This window comes from Chryseobacterium sp. BGARF1 (assembly GCF_001677955.1).
Lineage (GTDB): Bacteria > Bacteroidota > Bacteroidia > Flavobacteriales > Weeksellaceae > Chryseobacterium.
The window spans coordinates 1-23,277 of record NZ_LELA01000017.1; the positions used below are offsets into that span (position 1 = coordinate 1).

At 34.5% G+C, this 23,277-nt stretch carries 21 protein-coding genes; 18 read left to right on the top strand and 3 right to left on the bottom strand.

Annotated features, from left to right (window positions below; all coding sequences use genetic code 11):
• Positions 1 to 287: 287 nt before the first annotated feature.
• The 3 genes from AB671_RS03270 to AB671_RS03280 all read right to left on the bottom strand — a co-directional run bounded on the left by AB671_RS03270 (position 288) and on the right by AB671_RS03280 (position 2,180).
• Positions 288 to 740, bottom strand: coding sequence for a GNAT family N-acetyltransferase (locus AB671_RS03270; RefSeq protein ID WP_066675848.1), 453 nt, complete (start codon positions 738 to 740; stop codon positions 288 to 290).
• The gene (gene yihA, locus AB671_RS03275; RefSeq protein ID WP_066675850.1) at positions 733 to 1,356 is read right to left on the bottom strand and encodes a ribosome biogenesis GTP-binding protein YihA/YsxC; all 624 of its coding nucleotides are present in this window, start codon (positions 1,354 to 1,356) and stop codon (positions 733 to 735) included. The genes AB671_RS03270 and yihA overlap by 8 nt, the downstream gene beginning before the upstream one ends.
• Before the next feature lie 62 nt (positions 1,357 to 1,418).
• Entirely contained in the window at positions 1,419 to 2,180 is a 762-nt protein-coding gene (locus tag AB671_RS03280) for an alpha/beta fold hydrolase (protein WP_066675852.1), read from the bottom strand.
• Between the two features lie 268 nt (positions 2,181 to 2,448).
• Between AB671_RS03280 and mraZ the strand changes: the two genes are divergently transcribed.
• The 18 genes from mraZ to AB671_RS03370 all read left to right on the top strand — a co-directional run bounded on the left by mraZ (position 2,449) and on the right by AB671_RS03370 (position 23,153).
• The gene (mraZ, locus tag AB671_RS03285; RefSeq protein ID WP_066675854.1) at positions 2,449 to 2,907 is read left to right on the top strand and encodes a division/cell wall cluster transcriptional repressor MraZ; all 459 of its coding nucleotides are present in this window, start codon (positions 2,449 to 2,451) and stop codon (positions 2,905 to 2,907) included.
• Positions 2,908 to 2,928: 21 nt separating this feature from the next.
• The gene (gene rsmH / locus AB671_RS03290; RefSeq protein WP_066675856.1) at positions 2,929 to 3,822 is read left to right on the top strand and encodes a 16S rRNA (cytosine(1402)-N(4))-methyltransferase RsmH; all 894 of its coding nucleotides are present in this window, start codon (positions 2,929 to 2,931) and stop codon (positions 3,820 to 3,822) included.
• Positions 3,823 to 3,884: 62 nt separating this feature from the next.
• Positions 3,885 to 4,250 (top strand): FtsL-like putative cell division protein, encoded by a 366-nt coding sequence (locus tag AB671_RS03295; protein ID WP_066675857.1) that lies wholly within the window; start codon positions 3,885 to 3,887, stop codon positions 4,248 to 4,250.
• The gene (locus tag AB671_RS03300; protein WP_066675858.1) at positions 4,234 to 6,225 is read left to right on the top strand and encodes a penicillin-binding transpeptidase domain-containing protein; all 1,992 of its coding nucleotides are present in this window, start codon (positions 4,234 to 4,236) and stop codon (positions 6,223 to 6,225) included. Before AB671_RS03295 ends, AB671_RS03300 begins: the two co-directional genes overlap by 17 nt.
• An 83-nt stretch (positions 6,226 to 6,308) precedes the next feature.
• The gene (locus tag AB671_RS03305; RefSeq protein WP_066675860.1) at positions 6,309 to 7,769 is read left to right on the top strand and encodes a UDP-N-acetylmuramoyl-L-alanyl-D-glutamate--2,6-diaminopimelate ligase; all 1,461 of its coding nucleotides are present in this window, start codon (positions 6,309 to 6,311) and stop codon (positions 7,767 to 7,769) included.
• 88 nt (positions 7,770 to 7,857) lie between these two features.
• Positions 7,858 to 9,099 carry a phospho-N-acetylmuramoyl-pentapeptide-transferase gene (mraY, locus tag AB671_RS03310; RefSeq protein WP_066675861.1) on the top strand — a complete coding sequence of 414 codons (1,242 nt, stop codon included), beginning with the start codon at positions 7,858 to 7,860 and terminating at the stop codon, positions 9,097 to 9,099.
• 84 nt (positions 9,100 to 9,183) lie between these two features.
• Entirely contained in the window at positions 9,184 to 10,512 is a 1,329-nt protein-coding gene (gene murD, locus AB671_RS03315; protein WP_066675863.1) for a UDP-N-acetylmuramoyl-L-alanine--D-glutamate ligase, read from the top strand.
• Positions 10,513 to 10,582: 70 nt separating this feature from the next.
• The gene (locus AB671_RS03320; RefSeq protein ID WP_066675867.1) at positions 10,583 to 11,824 is read left to right on the top strand and encodes an FtsW/RodA/SpoVE family cell cycle protein; all 1,242 of its coding nucleotides are present in this window, start codon (positions 10,583 to 10,585) and stop codon (positions 11,822 to 11,824) included.
• A 75-nt stretch (positions 11,825 to 11,899) separates the two neighbouring features.
• The gene (gene murG, locus AB671_RS03325) at positions 11,900 to 13,036 is read left to right on the top strand and encodes an undecaprenyldiphospho-muramoylpentapeptide beta-N-acetylglucosaminyltransferase (RefSeq protein WP_066675868.1); all 1,137 of its coding nucleotides are present in this window, start codon (positions 11,900 to 11,902) and stop codon (positions 13,034 to 13,036) included.
• Between the two features lie 50 nt (positions 13,037 to 13,086).
• Complete coding sequence (gene murC / locus AB671_RS03330; RefSeq protein WP_066675869.1) at positions 13,087 to 14,445, top strand: UDP-N-acetylmuramate--L-alanine ligase; 1,359 nt, start codon at positions 13,087 to 13,089, stop codon at positions 14,443 to 14,445.
• A 131-nt stretch (positions 14,446 to 14,576) separates the two neighbouring features.
• Positions 14,577 to 14,954 (top strand): GxxExxY protein, encoded by a 378-nt coding sequence (locus AB671_RS03335; protein WP_066675870.1) that lies wholly within the window; start codon positions 14,577 to 14,579, stop codon positions 14,952 to 14,954.
• A 102-nt stretch (positions 14,955 to 15,056) separates the two neighbouring features.
• Complete coding sequence (locus tag AB671_RS03340; RefSeq protein ID WP_066675880.1) at positions 15,057 to 16,007, top strand: cell division protein FtsQ/DivIB; 951 nt, start codon at positions 15,057 to 15,059, stop codon at positions 16,005 to 16,007.
• Positions 16,008 to 16,092: 85 nt separating this feature from the next.
• Positions 16,093 to 17,478 (top strand): cell division protein FtsA, encoded by a 1,386-nt coding sequence (ftsA, locus tag AB671_RS03345; protein WP_066675882.1) that lies wholly within the window; start codon positions 16,093 to 16,095, stop codon positions 17,476 to 17,478.
• Positions 17,479 to 17,560: 82 nt separating this feature from the next.
• Positions 17,561 to 19,471 carry a cell division protein FtsZ gene (ftsZ, locus tag AB671_RS03350; RefSeq protein ID WP_066675884.1) on the top strand — a complete coding sequence of 637 codons (1,911 nt, stop codon included), beginning with the start codon at positions 17,561 to 17,563 and terminating at the stop codon, positions 19,469 to 19,471.
• 156 nt (positions 19,472 to 19,627) lie between these two features.
• Positions 19,628 to 20,074 (top strand): GatB/YqeY domain-containing protein, encoded by a 447-nt coding sequence (locus AB671_RS03355; RefSeq protein ID WP_066675885.1) that lies wholly within the window; start codon positions 19,628 to 19,630, stop codon positions 20,072 to 20,074.
• Positions 20,075 to 20,562: 488 nt separating this feature from the next.
• Entirely contained in the window at positions 20,563 to 20,973 is a 411-nt protein-coding gene (locus AB671_RS03360) for a BrxA/BrxB family bacilliredoxin (protein ID WP_066675886.1), read from the top strand.
• An 82-nt stretch (positions 20,974 to 21,055) separates the two neighbouring features.
• The gene (locus tag AB671_RS03365) at positions 21,056 to 21,490 is read left to right on the top strand and encodes a hypothetical protein (RefSeq protein WP_157444111.1); all 435 of its coding nucleotides are present in this window, start codon (positions 21,056 to 21,058) and stop codon (positions 21,488 to 21,490) included.
• Positions 21,491 to 21,635: 145 nt separating this feature from the next.
• On the top strand, positions 21,636 to 23,153 hold the full coding sequence (locus AB671_RS03370; protein ID WP_066675889.1) for a GH3 auxin-responsive promoter family protein: 1,518 nt from the start codon (positions 21,636 to 21,638) through the stop codon (positions 23,151 to 23,153).
• The last annotated feature ends 124 nt before the right edge of the window (positions 23,154 to 23,277 follow it).

The following is a 23,277-nucleotide window of genomic DNA, read 5'->3' on the forward strand; positions in this document are numbered from 1 at the left end:
ACTGCAAGATGAGTGATGAGAATTCTTTTGGAGCTGTATTTTTCTCTTCAAAGTAAATGTGTAGAATTTTGTTTTCTTCTTCAAATTTTACAATCTCAAAATATTCAATCAAGAGTTCTGGTAGAAATAATTTAAGTAGTTCAGCATCATTTAACATACTACAAAAATATCATTTATTATTTTGCTCCACAACTTTTGAGACTGAGCCAATAAAACTTGATAAAATTTATAAAAAAAGCCAGAGTTTTTAAAACCCTGGCTTTTTTTATGTGGTGATCTAATCAGATTTATTTCCTAAACATCTCCGTATGCGGAAGATTATCTTCCAGATACTTGTTTTCAGTAGCTGTGAAGCCAAATTCTGAATAAAATCGTAAAAGATAATCCTGTGCAGAAATTCTTACTTCAGAAGTTTTAAAACGGTTTTCTATCGTTTCAACGGCATATTGTATCAATTGTTTGCCTAAGTTTTTTCCTCTGCCTTTTTCTGAGGTTAAAACTCGTCCGATAGAGGTTTCATTGTATTTTATTCCTCTGTCAAAAATTCGGCAATACGCCAACACGGTCTTGTCTTCTTGTTCTGCCCAAAGATGAAGTGCTTTCTGGTCGTATCCATCCAAATCAGAATAAGGGGTGTCTTGCTCAACAACAAAAACATCCACTCTTGCTTTGATAATCTCATAAAGTTCAGAAGTCTTCAGTTCTTCGAAGCTTTTTATTTTCCAGATGATATTACTCATTGAAGTTGACGCTATTATTAGTCAGAAATTCGTTTGTTGTCTGTATGAAGCTTAATATTTCATTACATCCTTCTTTTTTTTCTGCTGAGGTTACATATATTTCCGGAAGGTCTGCCCATGTTTTCAGTAATTCATTTTTATAGGCTTCAACATTTTTGATGGCAATATAGGGTTTCAGTTTATCTGCTTTCGTAAAAACAATTGAAAAGGGAACTCCGCTTTCTCCACACCATTGTATAAATTCCAAGTCGATCTTTTGAGGGCTGTGACGAGAATCTACCAATACAAAAAGATTGACAAGGTTTCTTCTGTTAAGAATATAGTTGGTAATCAGTTTTTCAAAATCTTTTCTGATAACTTTCGAAACTTTTGCGTATCCGTAACCCGGCAAATCGGTAAGGTACCAGTTTTCGTTAACCAAAAAATGATTGATAAGCTGAGTTTTTCCTGGCGTTCCTGATGTTTTTGCTAAATCTTTGTGGTTCATCATTGCATTGATCAATGAAGACTTTCCTACGTTTGATCTGCCAATGAATGCGTACTCTGGCATGTCTGGTTCTGGGCATTCTTGCCATTTTCCACTACTTTTTACAAACGTTGCTGTTTTTATAACCATTTTATTGATTTTTTATATTTAGAAAAATAAACCATTAAGAAGTGTCTTAATGGTTTATCGTTTTATATTTTGTCTTTTACCCAGTCGTAAAGAATTTCATTAAACTCATCTGGCTTTTCCATCATTGCTGCATGCCCACATTTGTCAATCCAGAATAGATCTGAATTTGGAATGAATTTATGCATGTCAATTGCTACTTCGGGAGGGGTTACATTGTCTTGTTTCCCCCAAATCAGACATGTTGGTCTTGAGATTTTTGGGAGGTCATTCAACATGTTGTGTTTGATGGCACTTCTTGCCAGCATCACCGTTTTAATTCCTTTCATTCGGTCATTTACCACGCTGAAAACTTCATCCACCAACTCTTCAGTAGCGACTGAAGGGTCATAAAAAACCTCTTCTGCTTTCTTTCTGATATAGGAACGGTCGTTTTTTCTTGGGAAACTGTCGCCAAAAGCTCTTTCGTATAATCCTGAGCTTCCCGTGAGTACAAGGTTTTGTACCAAATCTGGGCGTGCCAATGTTAAAATTAAACCTACATGACCACCCATAGAATTACCTACAATAGTAACAGGTTTGCCAATGTTGGTTTCTATAAATTTGATTACATATTTTGCAATCGTTGTGAGATTGGTATTGAGTACAGGCAAATCATAAATAGGTAATTGAGGAACGTAAACCTTAAAACCTTTTTCTGAAAAAAAATTCACCATTTTATCAAAATTACTCAGTCCTCCCATCAGTCCATGCAAAAGCACAAGCGGGTGACCTTCTCCAGCCTCTATAAACGTATATTTCTTTTCTTTTTTTGTAATAAATCTCATAATGCCTATCTAAGCCTTGCAAAAATACAAATTAAACACCAAAAAATTTTTGATATAACTAATATAAACTAAAAATAATATATGAAGACTAATGTTTTAGTGTTTTTTATCATTCTTTTTATTATGCCCTGAATACAATGGGCTTGCCGTAAATGATGTAAGTTGTTTTATCTCTTTGATATTCAATATTTAGTAAACTTATTAACATTAAGTCAAAAAGTGGGAAAAAGTGGGAGGATTTGGAAAAATATTTATAATTTTGTCCCAAATGAGAAATTTCATTGGAACATATGAATGCAAAATAGACGACAAGGGTCGCTTAAAGGTGCCTTCATCTCTTATAAAGCAGATGGAAGACTTTGAAGATAAAACCTTTGTGGTAAAGCGTTCTGTGTTTCAATCATGTCTTGAGGTTTACCCTATGAAAATGTGGGATAAGCTGATGGATAAGATAAATAAGTTGAATAGATTCATCAAAAAAAATGCTGATTTTATCAGAATGTTTACCGCTGGAGTGAAGACTGTGGAGTTGGATAGTGCTGGTAGACTACAGATTTCGAAAGATCTTACTCAATTTGCCAATCTTCAGAAAGATATAGTGGTGACGAGTGCGGGTGAACTTTTTGAAATTTGGGATAAAGAAGCATATGAAAAAGTAATTGCGACTAATGAAGATGATTTTGCAAGCCTTGCAGAAGGCGTGATGGGAGCATTTGATGAAGAATAATTAAATAAACACAAATATAACATGTATCATAACCCCGTTTTATTGAAGCAAAGTGTGGATGATTTGGTGACCAATCCAGACGGTATTTATGTTGACTGTACATTTGGTGGCGGTGGACATTCACGCGAAATTGTAAGCAGGCTTTCTGAAAAAGGAAAGCTATATGGTTTTGATCAAGATCTCGATGCTCTTAAAAATAATATCGACGACCCGAAATTTACATTAATCAATCAGAATTTCAGATTTCTTGAAAATTCTCTTTTAATGTATGGTGTATCTCAGGTTGACGGTATTTTGGCTGATCTTGGCGTTTCGTCTCATCAATTTGATGCAGGCGAAAGAGGTTTTTCTACCAGAAGCAATGCGCCGCTTGACATGAGAATGAATGTCATGCAGAGTCTTGATGCCAAAAAAGTAATCAATGATTATGAAGAAGAAGCTTTAGCTGATATTTTTTATTATTATGGTGAGTTGAGAGAAGCGAGAAAATTAGCTCGTGACATCGTTCATCACAGAAAGATTAAAGTAATTGAAACCACTGAAGATTTGAAAAAACTGTTCAGTTATCTTCCGCCTCATAAAGTGAATAAATTTTATGCACAATTATTCCAGGCAATAAGGATTGAGGTTAATCAGGAGCTTGATGTATTAAAAGAAATGCTGGTGCAGTCTTATAATGTTTTAAAACCAGGAGGTCGATTGGTGGTGATTTCTTATCATTCTCTGGAGGATCGTTTGGTAAAAAGATTCTTGAAAAATGGAATGTTTGAAGGCGAGCCACAGCGTGATATCTATGGGAATTATAAAAAAACATTCGAGCTGGTAAAAAGCAAAGCAATTATTCCTGATGATAAAGAAATTGAAGAAAACTCAAGAGCCAGAAGTGCTAAAATGAGAACAGGAATAAAGATGTAAATGATAAACGATAATTAATAAATGGTCACAACTTCATTTATCAATAATCAATTATAAATAACGTGGCAAAAAGAACAACAAATCGCCCCCAGAAAAGACTCACTTTTATAGATATTATAAAAGGGAATTTTCTGAATCGTGATGAAATAAAAATTCATTACAAGTTTTTCTTGTTGTTGTTTGTTTTGATGATGGCGATGATTTACAGTAATCACCTGGTCAATAAAAAAATAAGAATTGTTAACGCTTTAAAAGAAGAAACAGAAGAATATAAATCGAGAAATGCTTATGCGCAAAGTAAGCTGATCAAGGTAAAAATGGAATCTCAATTGGGCAAAGAAGTTGCCGCAGATTCATTAATGACTTTAGAAAGTCACCCGCACAAATTGTTAATAAAATTAAACAGTAGTGATGCAAAAACAAAATGATTACGATAACAAAAGAAAAAAAACACTGCGATGGGGGTACCTCTTCGCAACTGTTGCTTTATGTATATTCGTGATGTTTTTGGCTAGAATCGTTGTGCTTCAGAATACCAATGTTCAGGAAATTAAAGATGATTATATCAACAGTAATTACCGAACGGCAACTCTGAAAGCGGCTCGTGGAAACTTGTTTGCTTCAGACGGATCTATTTTGGCAACAACGGTAATGCGTTATGATATTTTTCTTGATTTTAAAACTATAAAAGATACGGTATACAGCAATAATATTGGTGCGTTGACAGATTCTTTAAGTAAAATGTTCGGAAAGCCAAGAGCTGATTTCAGAAAAAGGTTCGACGAGCAGAAGAAAAAGAAAAACCAATATTATTCTTTGGTAAAAGGTTTAGATTTCGACCAGTACGACAGGATTAGGAATTTTCCGATTTTTAAAAGAGGAAAAAATAAAGGTGGATTTATCGTCGATAGAAATTATAAAAGAGAGTTGGCGACTTCGGAAATTGGTTCCGGAACAATTGGAATCGACAATGGAGAAGTAAAAGCCGGTCTTGAAGGGGCTTTTTCAAAATATCTTACGGGTACTGACGGTAGCAGGCTGGAACAAAGGGTCAATTCTTCTCAATGGAAGCCAATTGATTTTTGGAAAGTAAATGAACCGACTGATGGACAGGATGTTTATACGACTTTAGATCTTAGAATTCAGGATATTGCACATTCGGCATTAGAAAAACAGCTGATTAACTTCGAAGCAAAACACGGAACGGTAATCGTCATGGAAGTTGAAACTGGAAAAGTGAGAGCTTTGGTTAATTTAAGACAAACCGAACCAGGAGTTTACGAAGATGCCTATAATTATGCGTTAAAAGATAATATCGAACCGGGCTCAACTTTTAAAACTATTTCTCTTTTGGCAGCAATGGATGATGGTTTTATAGATGAAAATACAACAGTAGATGTTGGAAATGGAGTTTGGACGTATGCGAAACAGAGGATTTCTGATGGTCATGGTGGTGGAACTTATGATATTAGTGATGTTTTGGCAAAATCAAGCAACGTTGGAACGGCCAAACTGATCACAAAGTATTACGCAGAAAAACCGCAAATCTTCCTTGATCATTTAAGAAGATGGAAATTATTTGATAAAATGGATATCGAGCTTCCAGGAATTACAAAACCGAAAATCGTAACTCCGGAAAATAAAAGGTGGAATGCCGCAACATTGGCTTCAATTGCTTACGGGTATTCATCAAACATCAATCTTTTACAGCTGACAACCTTCTACAACGGAGTTGCCAATAAAGGAAAAATGGTAAAACCTCTTTTCATTGATAAAATAATGAAAGACGGGAAAACAATTTTTCAGGCTAAAGAAGAGGTGATTGTTAAGAAAATGGCATCTGAAAAAGCCATTCAGATGATGACTGCAGCTTTAACAAAAGCGGTAGAAAAAGGAACCGGCAGAAGTATTTTTACTCCAAATCTGAAAATGGCTGGAAAAACAGGGACAGCTAGATTTGAATACTGGCTTCCTGGCCCTATGAAATACAGAGCGTCATTTGCAGGATTTTATCCGGCAGATAATCCAAAATATACGTGTTATGTAATGATTAGTGAGCCAAATACGGCTAAAAGCTTTTATGGAGGAACGGTTTCTGCTCCTGTTTTTAAAGAGATTGCTGGAAAAACTTTCCTGAAAACACCACAGAATATTGAAAAAGAAATGCTTGTCGACAGAAAGGTAAATCTTAATAAAATGGTGGAACCTAATGTAAAAGTAACTGTTACCAATAAGCAAATGCCAAGCGTCGTTGGGTTGATCGGTAAAAATGTTATTCCTCAATTGGAAAATTTAGGCTACCGTGTAGATTTTAAAGGGGTGGGAAGAATTAAAGAACAATTTCCATTAGAAGGCACAATGATAAGCAAAAACCAGAGGATATATTTGTCTCTGCAGAATTAAATAAAAAGAGTCCCGAAGGGACGATTGAATAAAGGATAGGATGAAAATCCTATCAAATAAAAAAATAAAAAGCATCAAAAGCAATGCAATTAATTGAATTATTAAATAGAATTCCAGTTTTAGAAATTCACGGTAAAAACGACCGTGAAGTTTCCGTTTTGGTATTCGATAGCAGAAAAGTTTCCGCAGACTCACTTTACATTGCACTAAAAGGAACAGTTGCAGACGGACATTCATTTATTGCATCATCAATTGAGAAGGGAGCAAAAACAGTTGTTTGCGAAGAATTACCGAAAGATCTAGATGAAAATATAACCTACATTAAAGTAAAGGACTCGTCTAAAACTTTAGGACAATTGGCTTCTAATTTCTACGGAAATCCTTCAGAAAAATTAAAACTGGTCGGAGTTACAGGAACTAATGGAAAAACGTCTGTTTCTACTTTACTTTTTGATGTTTTTAAAAATTTAGGGTATAACTCAGCACTGCTTTCTACCGTTGAAATAAGAGTTGGAGATGAAATAATTCCTGCAACACACACAACGCCGGATGTGATCACGATCAACCAGATCTTAGCTAAAGCCGTGGAAGAAGGTTGTGAATTTGCTTTTATGGAAGTAAGCTCACACGGAATTTCTCAAAATAGAACTGAAGGTTTACATTTCAAAATTGCTGGATTTACAAATCTTACACATGATCATCTTGATTATCATAAAACGTTTGATGAATATCTCAAAACGAAAAAAAGATTTTTTGATGAGTTGAATGACGAGGCTATCGCAATCACAAATGTTGACGATAAAAACGGAAATGTGATGCTGCAAAATACCAAAGCAAAGAAAAGATCTTACGCTTTGAAAACAATAGCAGATTATCACGGAAGAACTTTGGAAATTGATTTTAACGGAATGCTGTTAAACTTTAATGGAAAAGAATTCTGGACGACTTTAACAGGAAAGTTTAATGTTTACAATTTGCTTTTGGTCTTCGGAATTGCTTCTGAATTAGGCTTTCAGCAAGATGAAATTCTTCAGGCGATCAGTACTCTGAAAAGAGTTTCCGGAAGATTTGAAACATTTAGATCAGACGGTGGAATTTTCTTCATTGTAGATTATGCTCACACTCCCGATGCGCTTGAAAATATTTTAGACAGCATCAATGATATCAGAACGAAAAACGAAAGATTGATCACCGTTTTTGGCTGTGGAGGTGATAGAGATCACTCGAAAAGACCTGAAATGGGAAATATTGCCACTAAAAGATCTACGTTGGCGATCATCACTTCAGATAATCCGAGAACAGAAGACCCGGCAGTAATTATCAAAGAAATTGAAGCTGGGGTAGAACCTCAGAATTTCAGCAAATATACTTCTATTCCCGACAGAAGAGAAGCAATAAAGATGGCAATAAAATTTGCCGAGCCGAAAGATATTATTCTCGTAGCCGGAAAGGGGCACGAAAATTATCAGGAGATCAATGGTGTAAAGCATCATTTTGATGACAAAGAAGTAATTAATGAGCTTTGGAAGTTAATGAGTAAATAAAATTTATAATCGATAATTGATCAATGTTAATTCATTTTATCATTCATCAATAATCATTTATCATTTATCATTTATAAAAAAATAAGAAATGCTATACTATTTATACGAATATTTAACGAGCCAAGGCATTCATATTCCCGGAATGGGAATGTTGAGGTACATTTCGTTTCGTGCAGGAATGGCTGTTTTACTTTCATTAACGATTGCCCTCGTTTATGGAAAAAGCATCATCAATTACCTGAGAGGAAAACAAATGGGCGAGTTAGTTCGTGATTTGGGATTAGACGGACAAAAACAAAAAGAAGGAACGCCTACAATGGGTGGTTTCATCATCATTATTGCGACTTTAATTCCGGTATTGCTGTTTACAAGAATTACAAATATTTATATTGTTCTTCTTATCATCACGGTGATCTGGATGGGAGCCATTGGTTTTATAGATGATTATTTAAAGAAAATAAAGAAAAATAAAGACGGATTAAGCGGAAAATTTAAAATTGTAGGTCAGGTCGGTTTAGGGCTAATTATCGGAGTTACAATGTATTTTCACCCAGATATTACAGTTAAAAGAAAATATGCAGATGCAAAAGTAGTCAATAGAAATAATGTTGAGCAAAACTTTATGCCGACAGAAAAAATTACTGTTTCCACTGTTCCATTTACCAAAAATAACGAATTCGACTACAGTGGAATTTTATTTTGGATGAATGATAAAGATGCCCACGAATGGGCATGGATCGTTTTTATTCCTATGGTTATTTTTATTGTAACGGCGGTTTCAAACGGAGCCAATATTACCGACGGAATTGATGGTCTGGCTGCAGGAACGAGTACGATAATTCTTCTGGCGTTAGCATTTTTTGCCTACGTTTCCGGGAATATCATTTTCGCAGATTATCTCAACATTATGTTCCTACCGAATATGGGAGAGACCACCATATTTGCCGTCGCCATGGTCGGTGCAGTAATCGGTTTTTTCTGGTATAATACCTATCCGGCGCAGGTTTTTATGGGCGATACCGGAAGTTTAATGTTGGGAGGTGTAATTGCTGTTTTGGCGGTTATTTTAAGAAAAGAATTAATGATTCCTGTGCTTTGTGGAATTTTCTTAATTGAAAATATTTCGGTAATGCTTCAGGTAATTGTCTTTAAATACAGAAAAAGAAAATTCGGGCTGGAATATGCCCAAAATAATAGATTGTTTAAAATGTCTCCTCTGCATCATCATTATCAGAAAGATGGTTTTCACGAAAGTAAGATCGTTAATAGGATGATAATCATTGGGGTTATGTTGGCAATTGTGTGTCTCATTACATTGAAGATGAGATAAAAAATTAATTTAAAATTGAAAAGATTTAAGCATTTAAAAATTTTTTGAATCATTTAGATTTTTCAATCATTAAATAAGAATAATATGAAAATAGTTGTTTTAGGAGGTGGCGAAAGTGGTTGTGGTGCTGCTTATTTAGCGAAGAAAAAAGGTCTGGAGGTATTTCTTTCAGACAGAGGCGCTATTAAGGACCATTACAAACAGTTTTTGACGGAAAATGATATTGAGTTTGAAGAAGGAGATCATAACGAAGAGAGAATTCTCAATGCCGACTGGATCGTAAAAAGCCCAGGGATTCCTAAAAAGACAGAAATTATTGGCAAAATTCATAATAAAGGAATCAGGCTTTCTTCTGAAATTGAGTTTGCTTCAGAGTTTACCGATGCAAAGATTATTGCCATCACAGGAAGCAACGGAAAAACAACAACCACGTCTTTGATCTATCACATCCTGAAGAATGACGGATTAAATGTAGGTCTTGGCGGAAATATCGGTAATAGTTTTGCAAAGCAGGTTGCCGACGAAAATCATGAATATTATGTTTTGGAGGTTAGTTCTTTCCAGTTGGATGATATTCAGAATTTCAGACCTTATATTTCATTATTGTTGAACTTGTCGAAAGATCACTTGGATCAGTACAATTACAACTATGAAGAATATGCTTTGGCAAAATTTAGAATAGCTGAAAATCAGGAAAATGATAATTTCTTCATCTATAATAAAGATGATGAAATGAGCAAAAGTATCCTTGAAAAATTTGAAATTAAAGCGAAAATGATTCCTTTTTCAACCAAAGAAAAATTGAATGAAGGAGGTTTTGTAGAGCAAGATAAAATTGTGGTTAAAATGAAAGATGAATTCTCAATGAAAGTTGAAGAATTGTCTTTATTGGGAAATCATAATGTAGCCAACAGTTTGGCTGCTTCAATTGCTGGTAAAATATTGGAAATCAATAATGAAAGCATAAGAAATTCATTAATGACTTTTCAGGCAGTGGAGCACAGATTGGAGGTTGTCACTGAAATTAAAGGTGTAAAATACATCAACGATAGTAAGGCCACCAATGTGAACGCTACTTACTATGCGCTAGAAAGTATGAAAAATCCTACCGTTTGGATTGTAGGAGGAGTAGATAAAGGAAACGACTATACCGAAATTGAAGATTTAGTTAAAAGAAAAGTAAAAGCAATTGTATGTTTAGGAATTGATAATCAAAAAATTGTTGATTTCTTCAAAAACAAAAAAGAATTTATTTACAGTACTTCAAGTATGGAAGAAGCGGTGAAAATATCAAAACAATTATCAAAAAGTGGAGATACGGTTTTACTTTCTCCATGTTGTGCAAGTTTTGATCTTTTCAAAAGCTACGAAGACAGAGGCCACCAGTTTAAAGAACAGGTGCTAAAAAATTAAGAATTAACAATGAATAGTTAAAGTGAAAAGAAAATTTTCATTATTAATTTTTCATTATTCATTTAATAACATGAACGAACAGAATATAGAAGAAAGCAGATTCGAATTTCTAAAGGGCGATAAAGTACTTTGGATGGTCATTCTTGTGATCTCCATTTTCTCTATTTTCCCTGTTTATTCTGCAAGTTCAAACTTAGAATATATTGTAAATAACGGGACAACAACAGGTCACGTTATGAAGCACATGTTCTTTGTGGTGTTAGGTTTGGCAATCATGCGATTGGTAGGAACTGTGAAATACGAATACATGGGAAAACTCAGCAGCATTATGTTGGGTTTAATGATCGTTCTGCTGATTGTCACGATGTTTACAGGGCAAACGATTGATGGAGCGAGTGCTTCAAGATGGTTGAAAATTCCTGGAACGCCAATCTCATTTCAGCCTTCGTCTTTTGCATTTTTAATGTTGATTATTTATCTGTGCAGATATTTAACCAAGAAGATTACCAGAGAAAGGCTTCCTATTGAGAATGTAATGTACATTTTCGGGCCTATTTTACTGGTTTTTGTGTTGGTGGCAAAAGATAATGGTTCCACCGCTTTAATGATTTTAATGGTTTCGGTCATTGTTTTGATTATCGGTCAGTTACATTGGAAATATATTGCAGGATTTATCTCGGCATCATTTATAGCAATCACATTGTTTTTATTAATTGCTTTAAACACAAACATGATCGGCGGAAACCGTGTTCATACATGGATGAGCCGTATCGAAACATTTACATCTAGCAAAGCAAAATCTGCCGATGTAGATGACGAAAGCGTAAAAGCAAAAAATTATCAGGTGATGCAGGCAAAAGCGGCTATCGTTCACGGTGGAATTACCGGAATGGGACCGGGAAAATCTGCTTTAAAACAGATGCTTCCGCAATCTGCATCCGATTTTATTTTTGCTGTAATTGTTGAAGAATATGGTTTGATTGGAGCTGGATTCTTAATCAGTATGTACTTGATCATGATTGTCCGGATCGTAATGATTGCAAGTAAAATGCCCGCATTTTTCGGCTCGTTGCTTGTGCTCAGTCTCGGTGTGATGATCTTCATACAATTGGCAGTAAATATTGCCGTTGCGGTGAATCTGATCCCAGTTACAGGACAGCCATTGCCGCTGATAAGTTACGGAGGAACATCCATGTTGGTAACCTACATCCAACTTGGAATTATTTTAAATATAAGCTCAAGAATACAGATCTACGATGAAGAAGGAATGGGCAAAAAACAAAGCATTGTCGAAATAAACGACATCGCATAAATATAAGTGATGAATGATAATTTATAGTTGATTTTCATATCGCTTATCAATCATCATTTATCAATAATAAAAAGTATGAACAAAAAACTAAAAGTATTGTTATCCGGCGGCGGAACAGGAGGACACATCTTCCCGGCAATCGCTATTGCAGATGAGATCAGAAGAAGATTTCCTGATGCAGAGTTTTTGTTCATCGGAGCCAACGGAAAAATGGAAATGGAAAAAGTTCCGCAAGCTGGCTACAAAATCGAAGGAATTGATATTGCAGGAATCGACAGAGGAAATATGTTATCGAATCTTGGTTTGCCTTTCAAAATTTTAAAAAGCTTATCTAGATCTAAAAAAATAATTAAAAACTTTGCGCCCGATTTTGCTGTGGGAACAGGCGGTTTCGCAAGCGGACCGGCTTTGTATGAAGCCAGTAAAATGGGAATTCCAATCTTTATTCAGGAGCAAAATGCACATGCAGGAGTGACGAATAAGATTTTAAGTAAAAAAGCAAAAGCCGTGTTTACAGCCTACCCAAAAGTAGAAGGTTTTCCGGCTGAAAAAATAAAGTTTTTAGGAAATCCGATTCGTGAGAATATTGTTTCAGGAATGCAGGAAACTTCTTCAGCTAAAGAGAAATTAGGTTTAGATAAAAATAAACTGACTATTTTATCAGTTGGTGGTTCTTTAGGCTCAAGAACATTAAACAACGGTTGGAAAGAAAACCTTGATCAACTTAAAGAAAAAGGATATCAATTGATTTGGCAAACCGGAAAATTGGATTACAAAGAAATTGTTGATAGTTGTCAGTTGTCCGTTGATGGAAATAACCAACAACCAATAACTAACAACCAAATACAAATAAAGGAGTTTATCAAAGATATGGAAACGGCCTATTCTGCAGCTGATGTAATTGTTTCTAGAGCGGGAGCAATCGCAATTTCAGAATTAGCGGTGGCACAGAAGCCTGTTTTATTGGTTCCTTTTCCATTTGCGGCGGAAGACCATCAGACTAAAAATGCGATGAATTTGGTTGAAAAAGATGCAGCCAAAATGGTTAAAGATTCTGAAATGCAGGAGAAATTCTGGAATACATTATCAGAAATCTGTGAAAACGAAAATGTAAGAGAAGAAATGTCTGAAAATCTGAAATATTTTGCCAAACCCAATGCGGCAAAAGAGATCGTAGACGAAATAATAAAGAAATTAGACATTAAGATATGAGACAAGAGAAAAATCTCGAATCTCAAATCTAAAAATCTCGAATCTATAAAATGAATAATTTAAAAACATATCAAAATTTTTACTTCGTTGGAATCGGAGGTATCGGAATGAGCGCTTTGGCACGTTACTTTCATGCTTCGGGCAAGAATGTTTTGGGCTATGATAAAACCAACACCAAATTGACGACAGCTTTAATGAACGAAGGCATTGATATTGTTTTTGAAGATGTGATTGATGAAAAAATTACCTCGCTTCAGAAGGAAAATACATTGGTAATCTATACTCCGGCAATTAAAAAGCTGGATATTTTAGATCATTTTAATGAAAATCAGTTTGAAGTTTTAAAACGTGCTAAAGTTTTAGGTTTAATTACTGAAAATACAGATTGTATTGCCGTAGCAGGAACGCATGGAAAAACTACAACTTCCACTTTGGTGGCGCATTTGTGTAAAGAAGCAGATTTACCTTTCTCATGTTTCTTAGGTGGAATTTCTGAGAATTTTAAATCAAATTTCCTGTATAATGGTTCGCAATATTCTGTGGTTGAAGCCGATGAATACGACAGAAGTTTCCTCAACCTTTCTCCGGATTGGGCAGTAATCACTTCTACTGATGCCGATCATTTGGATATTTATGGGGATAAAAATACAATTGAAGAAGGTTTTAAACAATTTGCAGCTTTAGTTCCGGAAGACAAACAGCTTTTTGTAAGAAAAGGCATTGAAATAGGAAGAGCGCATAAAACGTACGCTGTTAACGAAGAGGCTGAGTATTATTCAGACAATCTTCGTATGGATCATGATAAAATCTATTTTGATTTTCATACGCCGACAGAAACGATAAAAGATTTTGTGTGGGATGTTCCGGGAATTCATAATGTAGAAAATGCAACGGTTGCGTTGGCTATTCTTCATAATCTGGGAGTAAATTTTGAAATTTTAAAGAAAGCAATTGCCAATTTTAAAGGAATTAAAAGAAGGTATACAAAACATATTTATCCGAGCGGTAAAATTTATATTGACGATTATGCACATCATCCTACGGAAATTAATGCTGTGGTTGGTTCAATTAAAACGTTTTATCCGGATAAAAAATTATTGGTTGTTTTCCAGCCGCACTTATTTAGCAGAACAAGAGATTTTGCGGAAGGATTTGCTGAAAGTTTAAATAACTCAGATGAATTGATCTTATTAGATATTTATCCAGCAAGAGAATTGCAGGAAAATTTTGAAGAAATTACTTCAGATTGGTTATTAGAAAAAGTGACTTTAAATAAAAAAGGAGTATCGAATTTATCCGATGCTTTCAACAAAATAAAAGAAAAAGAATTTGATATTCTACTCACGGTTGGTGCAGGAAATATAGACACATTGTACGACCCGATTTGTGAATGGTTGATCGAAAGTTAGAATTAAAACATTGAGTTTAAACGCAACGACCGCAAAGAAAAATTAAATAAAGAAGTGAATTTTTCGTTCGCAAGGGCGTTTCACTCAGCAAGTGATAGCAGAAAAGATCATTTAAAAATAAAAAACACAAAATGACAGAGAATGAAATTTCAAGTATTGTTTTTGATGCAGGAATGAAAATTCACCGCAAACTTGGAATTGGTCTCTATGAAAATGTTTATGAACAATGTTTAATTCACGAATTGAAAAGAAGTGGAATTAGTGTTGAAAGTCAAAAAGATATTAGTGTCAACTATGAAGGTTTAATCATTGACAAAGCATTTAGAGTTGATTTATTAATTGAAAATAAAGTAATTATTGAGATAAAAGCAGTCCCGGAAATTAATCAATATCATTTCTTTCAACTTTTAAATTATTTAAGAATTACAGAAATGAAATTAGGAATGATTTTAAATTTTCATTCTACATTGTTTAAAGACGGAGTGAAAAGAGTAGTCAACAAATTATAATTAAAGCCTTCGCTGAGTGAAACGCCTTTGCGAAAATAAAATATAGAGTAAGAATTTTAAAGAAGCTTTGCGACCATTGCGTTAAAAAGAAGACGTTGAAAAATGAAAAACAAGTACAGAATTTTAAAAATTGCCATCACAGTAATCATTCTTGGGTTCCTGCTGAGTTTCTCGTTGAGGAAATTTGGGGGTCAGAAGATTACGGACAATAAAATTTCTGTAAAACTGAATGAAAAAACTCCAGTTTATTTTATTGATGAAAAAGATATTCGTGAGATTGTAAATAAAGAAAATCCGTCAAGGAAAGTTGGAGATTTAAATATTCCCGAGCTCGAAAAGAAAATCAATGCGCTTCCTTCGGTTGACAGTGCGAATGTCTATTTAAATTTAAATGGAAAACTGAATTTAGACATCAAACAAAGAGTTCCTGTTTTCAGGCTCAATTATAAAGGGAAGGATTTTTATGTGGACGAAAAAGGAGTGGAATTTCCGATTTCTAAGACCTACTCACATCCTTGTATGTTGGTGACAGGTGATGTAAAAAAAGATGAATATGAAAAATTGGCGGAGTTGGTTGATAAAATTGACAAAGATGATTTCAGCAAAAAGTATTTCATTGGGATTTCAAAATATAAAGACAGCTATAATCTTCTGACCAGTGAAGGAATTTATAGAGTGGAGATAGGAGATTTAGATAATATTGAATTAAAAGTAAAAGGTTTTAAAACTTTTGTAGAAAAATATTTGGTGTTTCAGGACCCGCAAAAGTATAAGATGATTTCGGTAAAATATCAAAATCAGATTGTAACAACGCTGAATCCTTATTTTAAAGAAAATGACAGTATTTTAAAAGCAAGTCATAAAGATTTGGCTAAAGCTCCGGTTGCTGTTTCTTCTGCGAAAAAAGCAGATATCAATCTAAAACCGCCAGTGAAAAAAGCAAATTCAGCTTCTTTAAAACCAAAAGAAAATACAAAGCCTAAGGCGGTTGTCAAACCAAAAGAGAAAAATAAAGCGACGACAAAGCCTAAAGCAAAGGTTAAAATAGAATAAAAAAGAGTCCTGAATGGGCAAGTTGACAAAATATAAGACAATAATGTCAAAATTAAAGTAGAATTAAATCAAATCAATATATGCAATGGAAAATCAAGAATATTCAGTAGGTCTTGACATCGGGACAACCAAGATTGTCGCCATTGTCGGAAGGAGGAATGCACACGGAAAAATAGAAATTCTCGGTGTGGGGAAGGCAAAAAGTCTCGGAGTTCATAAAGGGATTGTGAATAATATTTCACAAACCATTAACTCTATTAAGGCAGCTGTTGCAGAGGCACAATCGAGTTCAGGAGTTCCTATTCATAAGGTCACTGTGGGTATTGCAGGAAAGCACATTCGTTCATTGCAGCACTCAGATTATATAATGCGTGAGAAGCCGGATAAATTTATCACGGATGACGACATTGAAGCATTAAAAGACCAGGTAAAAAAATTGGTAATGTTACCGGGAGAAGAAATCATTCATGTTCTTCCGCAAGAATATAAAGTTGATTCTGAAGGTGAAATTCAGGAGCCCGTAGGAATGCACGGAAAACGTCTGGAAGCTAACTTCCATGTTGTCGTTGGGCAAATGGGAAGCATCAGAAACATCGCAAGATGCGTAAGAGAAGCAGGTTTGGAAATGGAGGCGCTTACTTTAGAGCCTTTAGCATCTTCTGAAGCTGTTCTTACTAAAGAAGAAAAAGAAGCAGGAGTAGCCATTGTAGACATCGGCGGTGGTACTACAGATATTGCTATTTTTAAAGATAATATTATTCGTCACACTTGTGTAATTCCTTACGGTGGTGGTATCATTACTGAGGATATCAAAGAGGGATGTTCAATTATAGAAAAGCACGCCGAGCAATTAAAGGTTAAGTTTGGCTCTGCTGTTCCTGAATTGGAAAAAGACAGCACATTTGTAACAATCCCTGGGCTTCACGGAAGACCAGATAAAGAGATCTCTCTTAAAACTTTAGCGCAAATCATCAATGCAAGAGTAGAAGAAATCTTGGAGATGGTCAATACAGAATTAAAAGCTTACGGAGCCTTCGAACAGAAGAAAAAACTGATTGCAGGAATTGTTTTGACAGGTGGTGGTTCAAATTTGAAACACCTTCGTCAGCTGGCAAATTATACGACAGGTTTTGATAGCAGAATTGGTTTTGCAAATGAATATGTTGCGAATGATAAAAATCAGTATCTTAAAGGTCCAGAATTTGCAACTTCTATAGGTTTGCTGATGGAAAGTTTAAAGATAAGGGATAAGAAAACAGTTGCTGTAGAAGAAGAGGTTGAAGCGGAAGTTGATAACAAAATTGAGCAAAGTGTAGAGGAAATTAATAGTAATGTTGAATCTCAGACTCTTGCAACACCTCAACTAGAGGAAGAGGTTAAAGTTCCTGTACAGACAGCTAGATCTTCGAAACCAACGTTTGGACAGTCGCTGATGGAGAAAGTTAAAAAATTCTTTGAAGAAGTAGAATAAAAACTATAAACGATGAATGATAAGCGATGAATGATATTTTCATCAACAATTATAATCGATTATCAAATAGAAAAAATTAAATATGGAAAATATAGGCACACAAGGATTTTCTTTTGATCTGCCAAAAGGAAATTCTTCGATCATCAAGGTTATCGGTGTAGGGGGCGGTGGAAATAACGCCCTAAAACACATGTACGAAAAAGGGATTCACGGGGTAGATTTCGTGATTTGTAATACCGATGCTCAAACTTTAGATAACAATCCGGTTTCAAACAAAGTCCAGTTAGGAATTACGATTACTGAAGGTCTTGGAGCAGGTGCAGACCCTGAAGTAGGAGAAAAAGCGGCTATCGAAAGTATCGAAGAGATTAAAGCAGCAATGGGGCAAAATACCAAAATGGTATTCATCACTGCAGGAATGGGTGGTGGTACTGGTACTGGTGCAGCCCCGGTTATTGCTAAAGTTGCCAAAGATATGGGGATTCTTACGGTAGGTATTGTTACCGTACCTTTCAGCTTTGAAGGGAAAAGAAGACTAGATCAGGCAGAGTTAGGACTAGATAAATTACGAAATAATGTTGATTCATTAATTGTGATTAACAATGATAAATTAAGACAACAATTTGGTAATCTTGGGTTCAAACAAGGGTTCTCAAAAGCCGATGAGGTTTTAACCAATGCTGCAAAAGGTATGGCAGAAGTTATTACGGGTTACTTTGATGTAAACATTGACTTTAGAGATGCTAAATCTGTGCTTCAAAATTCTGGAACGGCATTAATGTCTACAGGTACAGCTTCTGGTGAAAACAAAGCGGAAGAAGCAGTAAGAAAAGCATTAGATTCTCCATTATTGAATGACAACAAAATTACAGGTGCAAGAAACGTGTTATTGTTAATCAGAAGTGGTGTTGAAGAGGCTACGATGGACGAGATTGGTATCATCATGGATTATATCCAGAAAGAAGCTGGTCATACAGCTGACATTATTTTTGGAGTTGGTGCTGATGAAGAATTAGGTGATGCGGTAAGTGTATTGGTGATTGCTACAGGTTTTTCTAATGATAACCAAAAATTTTCAGGTCCTACTGAGAAGATTAGAATTAGTTTAAATGATGCTTTGGAGGCTCCAAGATCTTCTCCTTTCAAAACAAGAGATGAGAGAGAGGTGGCACCAGAGCAGGGATATGATTTTGGAGGGAAAAATCTTTTTAGATTAGATGATGAGGATCATGACGGGCCACGTTTTACCATGTCACCTTCTGAAAAAAAAATGACTATTGAGGATGAAAATGTAAAAACTGAAATGAAATTCTCTGATAGAGAGGGAGATGCGTTGCAAAGCCCGATTCAAAGTTGGAAAGACGAAGAATTGAGCAGTACTAATGATTCGCATTTGTTTTCTTTTGATGATGATCCTAATGATTTGGAAATTCAGTCTTTCTCTTTTGATTTTGAAAATAAAAGAGAAGAACCAAGCGACAATTCTTTCAGTAATCATTATTCTGACGAAAAAAAAGTTGAGTTTAACTTTACCGTTAATGAACCTCTTGTTGAGCCTACATATGATTTTGGTCAGCCAAAAAATGAGCTTGAATCTTCAATGGTAATCGAGAGAAAAATAGAAGAAACAATCCAGACGATGGAAACCTTCTATCAGACTCCTGAACAGCCAAAAGTAGAAGAAAGGTCACCTTTTCAAAGCAGAACAGAAGTAGAAACTGAGAGATCAATAGATTCTGAATTTACTTTCGTAAATAAGCCTGCAGATCAGGAAAGAGTGGTAGAGAGAAGAAATAAGTTGAAAGAATTCAATTCTCGTTACCAGAATTTCGACCAAACGAATGAATTTGAATCTGTACCAGCCTTCAAAAGAAAAAATATTTCGATTGACGGTTCCAATGCCTCAGATCAAAATATCAACACCTATTTATCTGATAACAATGGAAATATACAAATCAGAGAAAATAGATTTTTAAATAAAGACGTAGACTAAAATAATTTGAAAATGGAATAATTTGAGAATTAGTGTGTTGTTAAAACAAACAATTTTATTGTATTAAAATAGATTCAAAACATATTGATAGTCATGTGTAATTAAATATCTATCATTTTCAAATTAACCCATTTTCAAATTTTCAAATTAATTATAATGAGTTTAGAATTAATAATAAGCGAAGCAATAAAAACAGCAATGAGAGCTAAAGACAGAGTGGCTTTAGATTCTTTGCGTGCTGTAAAATCTCAGATATTATTGCTGAAAACGGAAGCCTTAGGAGCTGAAGTTTCACCTGAGCAGGAAATTGCAATTTTGCAGAGAATGATTAAACAGCGTAAAGATTCTTACGAGCAGTTTACGGCTCAAGGAAGAAACGATTTGGCAGAAGTAGAAGAAGCTCAGATGAAAGTCATTGAGAAGTTTTTACCTGCACAGTTATCTTCTGAAGAATTAGAAACTGAAATTAAGCAGATTATTTCTGAAACAGGAGCTGAATCTATTAAAGATTTAGGAAAAGTAATGGGAATCGCTTCAAAAAATTTAGCCGGAAAATCTGACGGAAAAAGTATTTCTGAGATAGCTAAGAAGCTGCTTTCGTGAGAGTTACGAGTTTTGAGTTCCGTGTTTTATGCATAATGTTTTAAACCCGTATCTCGTAACACATACCTCAAACATAATAAGGATATTCAACCTTTGCATATCGATTTGATTAACGAAGCCCGAAACATTATGTTTCGGGCTTCATTTATTGTAAATCCTTTATCAATGTTCTTTTAATTCTAAAAACTTTCTAATAAACAGAGATAAAGGGGAGGGAATTACGTTGCCCCAAAAATTGAGCTTTAAATATTCTTTGAAATGAGTTTAATAAAGTTTTTTTCATGGAAACTGTTTTTAGAATTATTTCAAATTTAGCAAATAAAAATTAATATAACTGATTTTTATTTAAATATTAATTAAAATTATTATTGTATTCTTATATATTGATTGAATTTAATTTTCTTTGCTAAATGTATTGATAGTTTTTATAAATTGTAAATAGATATAGAAAAGTTGTAAATTTGTAAACACTTTAAAAAAAATAAGAAATGTATCCAACAGATTTAGTAATGCCTATGAAGGCTGAGCTTACAGATAAAGGTTTCACAGATTTGGCAACTCCTGCACAGGTAGAAGATGCTTTAAAGCAATCAGGAACTACCCTTTTAGTAATCAATTCTGTATGCGGTTGTGCGGCTGGAGCTGCAAGACCAGGAGTTGTTTATTCTTTAACAGGAGAGAAAAAACCAGATCATTTAACGACTGTTTTTGCTGGTTTTGATAAAGAAGCTGTGGAAGCTGCAAGAAAGCACTTAGCTCCTTTTCCTCCAAGTTCACCATGTGTGGCACTTTTCAAAGACGGAGAATTGGTGCACATGCTAGAAAGACATCATATTGAAGGAAATCCTGCAGGAGCAATTGCAGCAAACTTACAGGCAGCTTACGACGAGTACTGTTAATCTTTAAGTTTCAAAAAAATATTATGAGAACCATCACAATTTTGTGATGGTTCTTTATATTTACATCAATAACAAAACAACTATGAAATTCTATTTGACAATCATCTCCTTACTGCTTTATTCTTTAGGTAATGCACAACTTACGAAAGAAAATAAAGAAAAACTGCTGAAAGATTTAGTAACTGTAACTCCCCAGAAATTTATTTTTAAAGAAATCAATTTGTTTTCAAATAAAACGGATAAATCGGTACAGATATTAATAACTGCAGATTCAGATAAAGATTTCATAAGCAGAGACAATTTTTTGTCGACCGTAGATTCTATTGTTTTTATGATTATTTCTGGGATGTATACAACAGAAGAGCTTGCGAAATATGATATTAAAGAAATAGATGATCTCATAGGAAGTCCTGATGTAACTATTAAAATAGTAATGACCAAAGATGGGGTTCAAATTTTGGTTACAACGAAGAACGGAACAAATAAAGAGACCTTGTCTTGGGATGAACTTTTATAAAATGCAGGCAAGAAACATATTTAAATTCATAAAAAATACCTGATAATGAGGTTTTTATGTTGGTTTTTTATGTTTTGTGTTTTTTAAATAATATAATCAGGTTTTAAAATTCTGATGAAATATAAAATTGATTATATTTGTCTTAATGGCAACGAAAGCACTTTTCAATACGGTAGTTAATTGGTTTATCAAGCAAAGGATAGATCAGATTCAGAATTTTATGGATTATCCTATCGAGACGCAGAAGGGAATCCTGTTTTCTCAGTTATTCCATGCAGAAGATACAGAATACGGTAAGAAGTATGGGTTTAATTCGATATCGAGTTATCAGGATTTTAAAAATAAAGTTCCTATCGTTTCTTATGAAGAGTTTGAACCGTATGTAGAACGTGCAAGACAAGGGCATAAAGACGTAAGCTGGCCGGGCTATATCAAGCATTTTGCAAAATCTTCGGGAACTACCAATGCTAAAAGCAAATTCATTCCTATTTCTGCAGAAAGCCTGGAATATTGCCATTTAAAAGCAGGAAAGGATATGGTTTCAATCTATGCTAATAATCATCCTGAAAATCAGCTTTTCACGAATAAAAACCTGCGTCTGGGCGGAAGTTCGGAATTGTACGCCGATTTCAATACAAAATTTGGTGACCTTTCAGCTATTTTAATTGATAACCTTCCTTTTTGGGTAGAAATTACCACTACTCCGAGCAAAAAAGTTTCGTTGATGGGAGAGTGGGAAAGCAAACTTAAAGCCATTGTTTCCGAAGTTAAAAATGAAGATGTAGGAAGTATTCTAGGAGTTCCCAGTTGGATGATGGTACTTTTACAAAGAGTTTTGAAAGAGACGGATGTAAAAAGTGTTTCTGAACTTTGGCCAAACCTTGAAGTTTTCTTCCACGGAGGAATAAGCTTTAAACCCTATAAAGAGCAATATAAACCGATTATCGGAAAAAACATCAATTACTATGAAATCTACAATGCTTCTGAAGGCTTTTTTGGAATTCAAGATAGGTCAAATAGTGATGAAATGCTTCTAATGCTCGATTACGGAATTTTCTATGAATTTATTCCTATGGATGAATTTTACCATTCTAATCGAAAAATAGTGAGTTTGGAAGGAGTAGAAGTGGGAAAAAATTACGCAATGGTCATTACAACCAATGGTGGACTTTGGAGATATTTAATTGGGGATACCGTTGTTTTTACATCAATCAGTCCTTTCAGAATAAAGATCACAGGTCGTACAAAACATTATATCAATGCTTTTGGGGAAGAGTTGATGATTACTAATGTAGAATCGGCTTTAACTAAAGCTTGTCAGGAAACCAATTCTGCCGTAAAAGATTTTACCGGAGCTCCAATTTTTATGAAAGAAAATGAAGGTGGTGCCCACGAATGGATCTTTGAATTTAGTGAGCATCCCGAAAATTTAGAATTATTTACTGATATTTTTGACCGCCATCTTAAAACCATTAATTCAGATTACGAAGCCAAAAGATATAATAATATCACATTGAAAAAGCCAGTTGTTCATATTGCAAGACCCAATCTTTTCTATTGCTGGCTTGAATCTAAAGGCAAACTGGGCGGGCAAAACAAAGTCCCGAGACTTAGTAATGACAGAGAGTATATAGACCCTTTATTGGAGCTAAATAGAGTATAAAAAAACCGCAGAGATATCTGCGGTTTTTATGTTTTAGGTAGTGTTTCACTAACTGTGTAAGTTAAAAAGTTATTCTGAAAAATTTTTGATCCCTTAAAAGCTCAAAAATAATTTTCGGAAACCT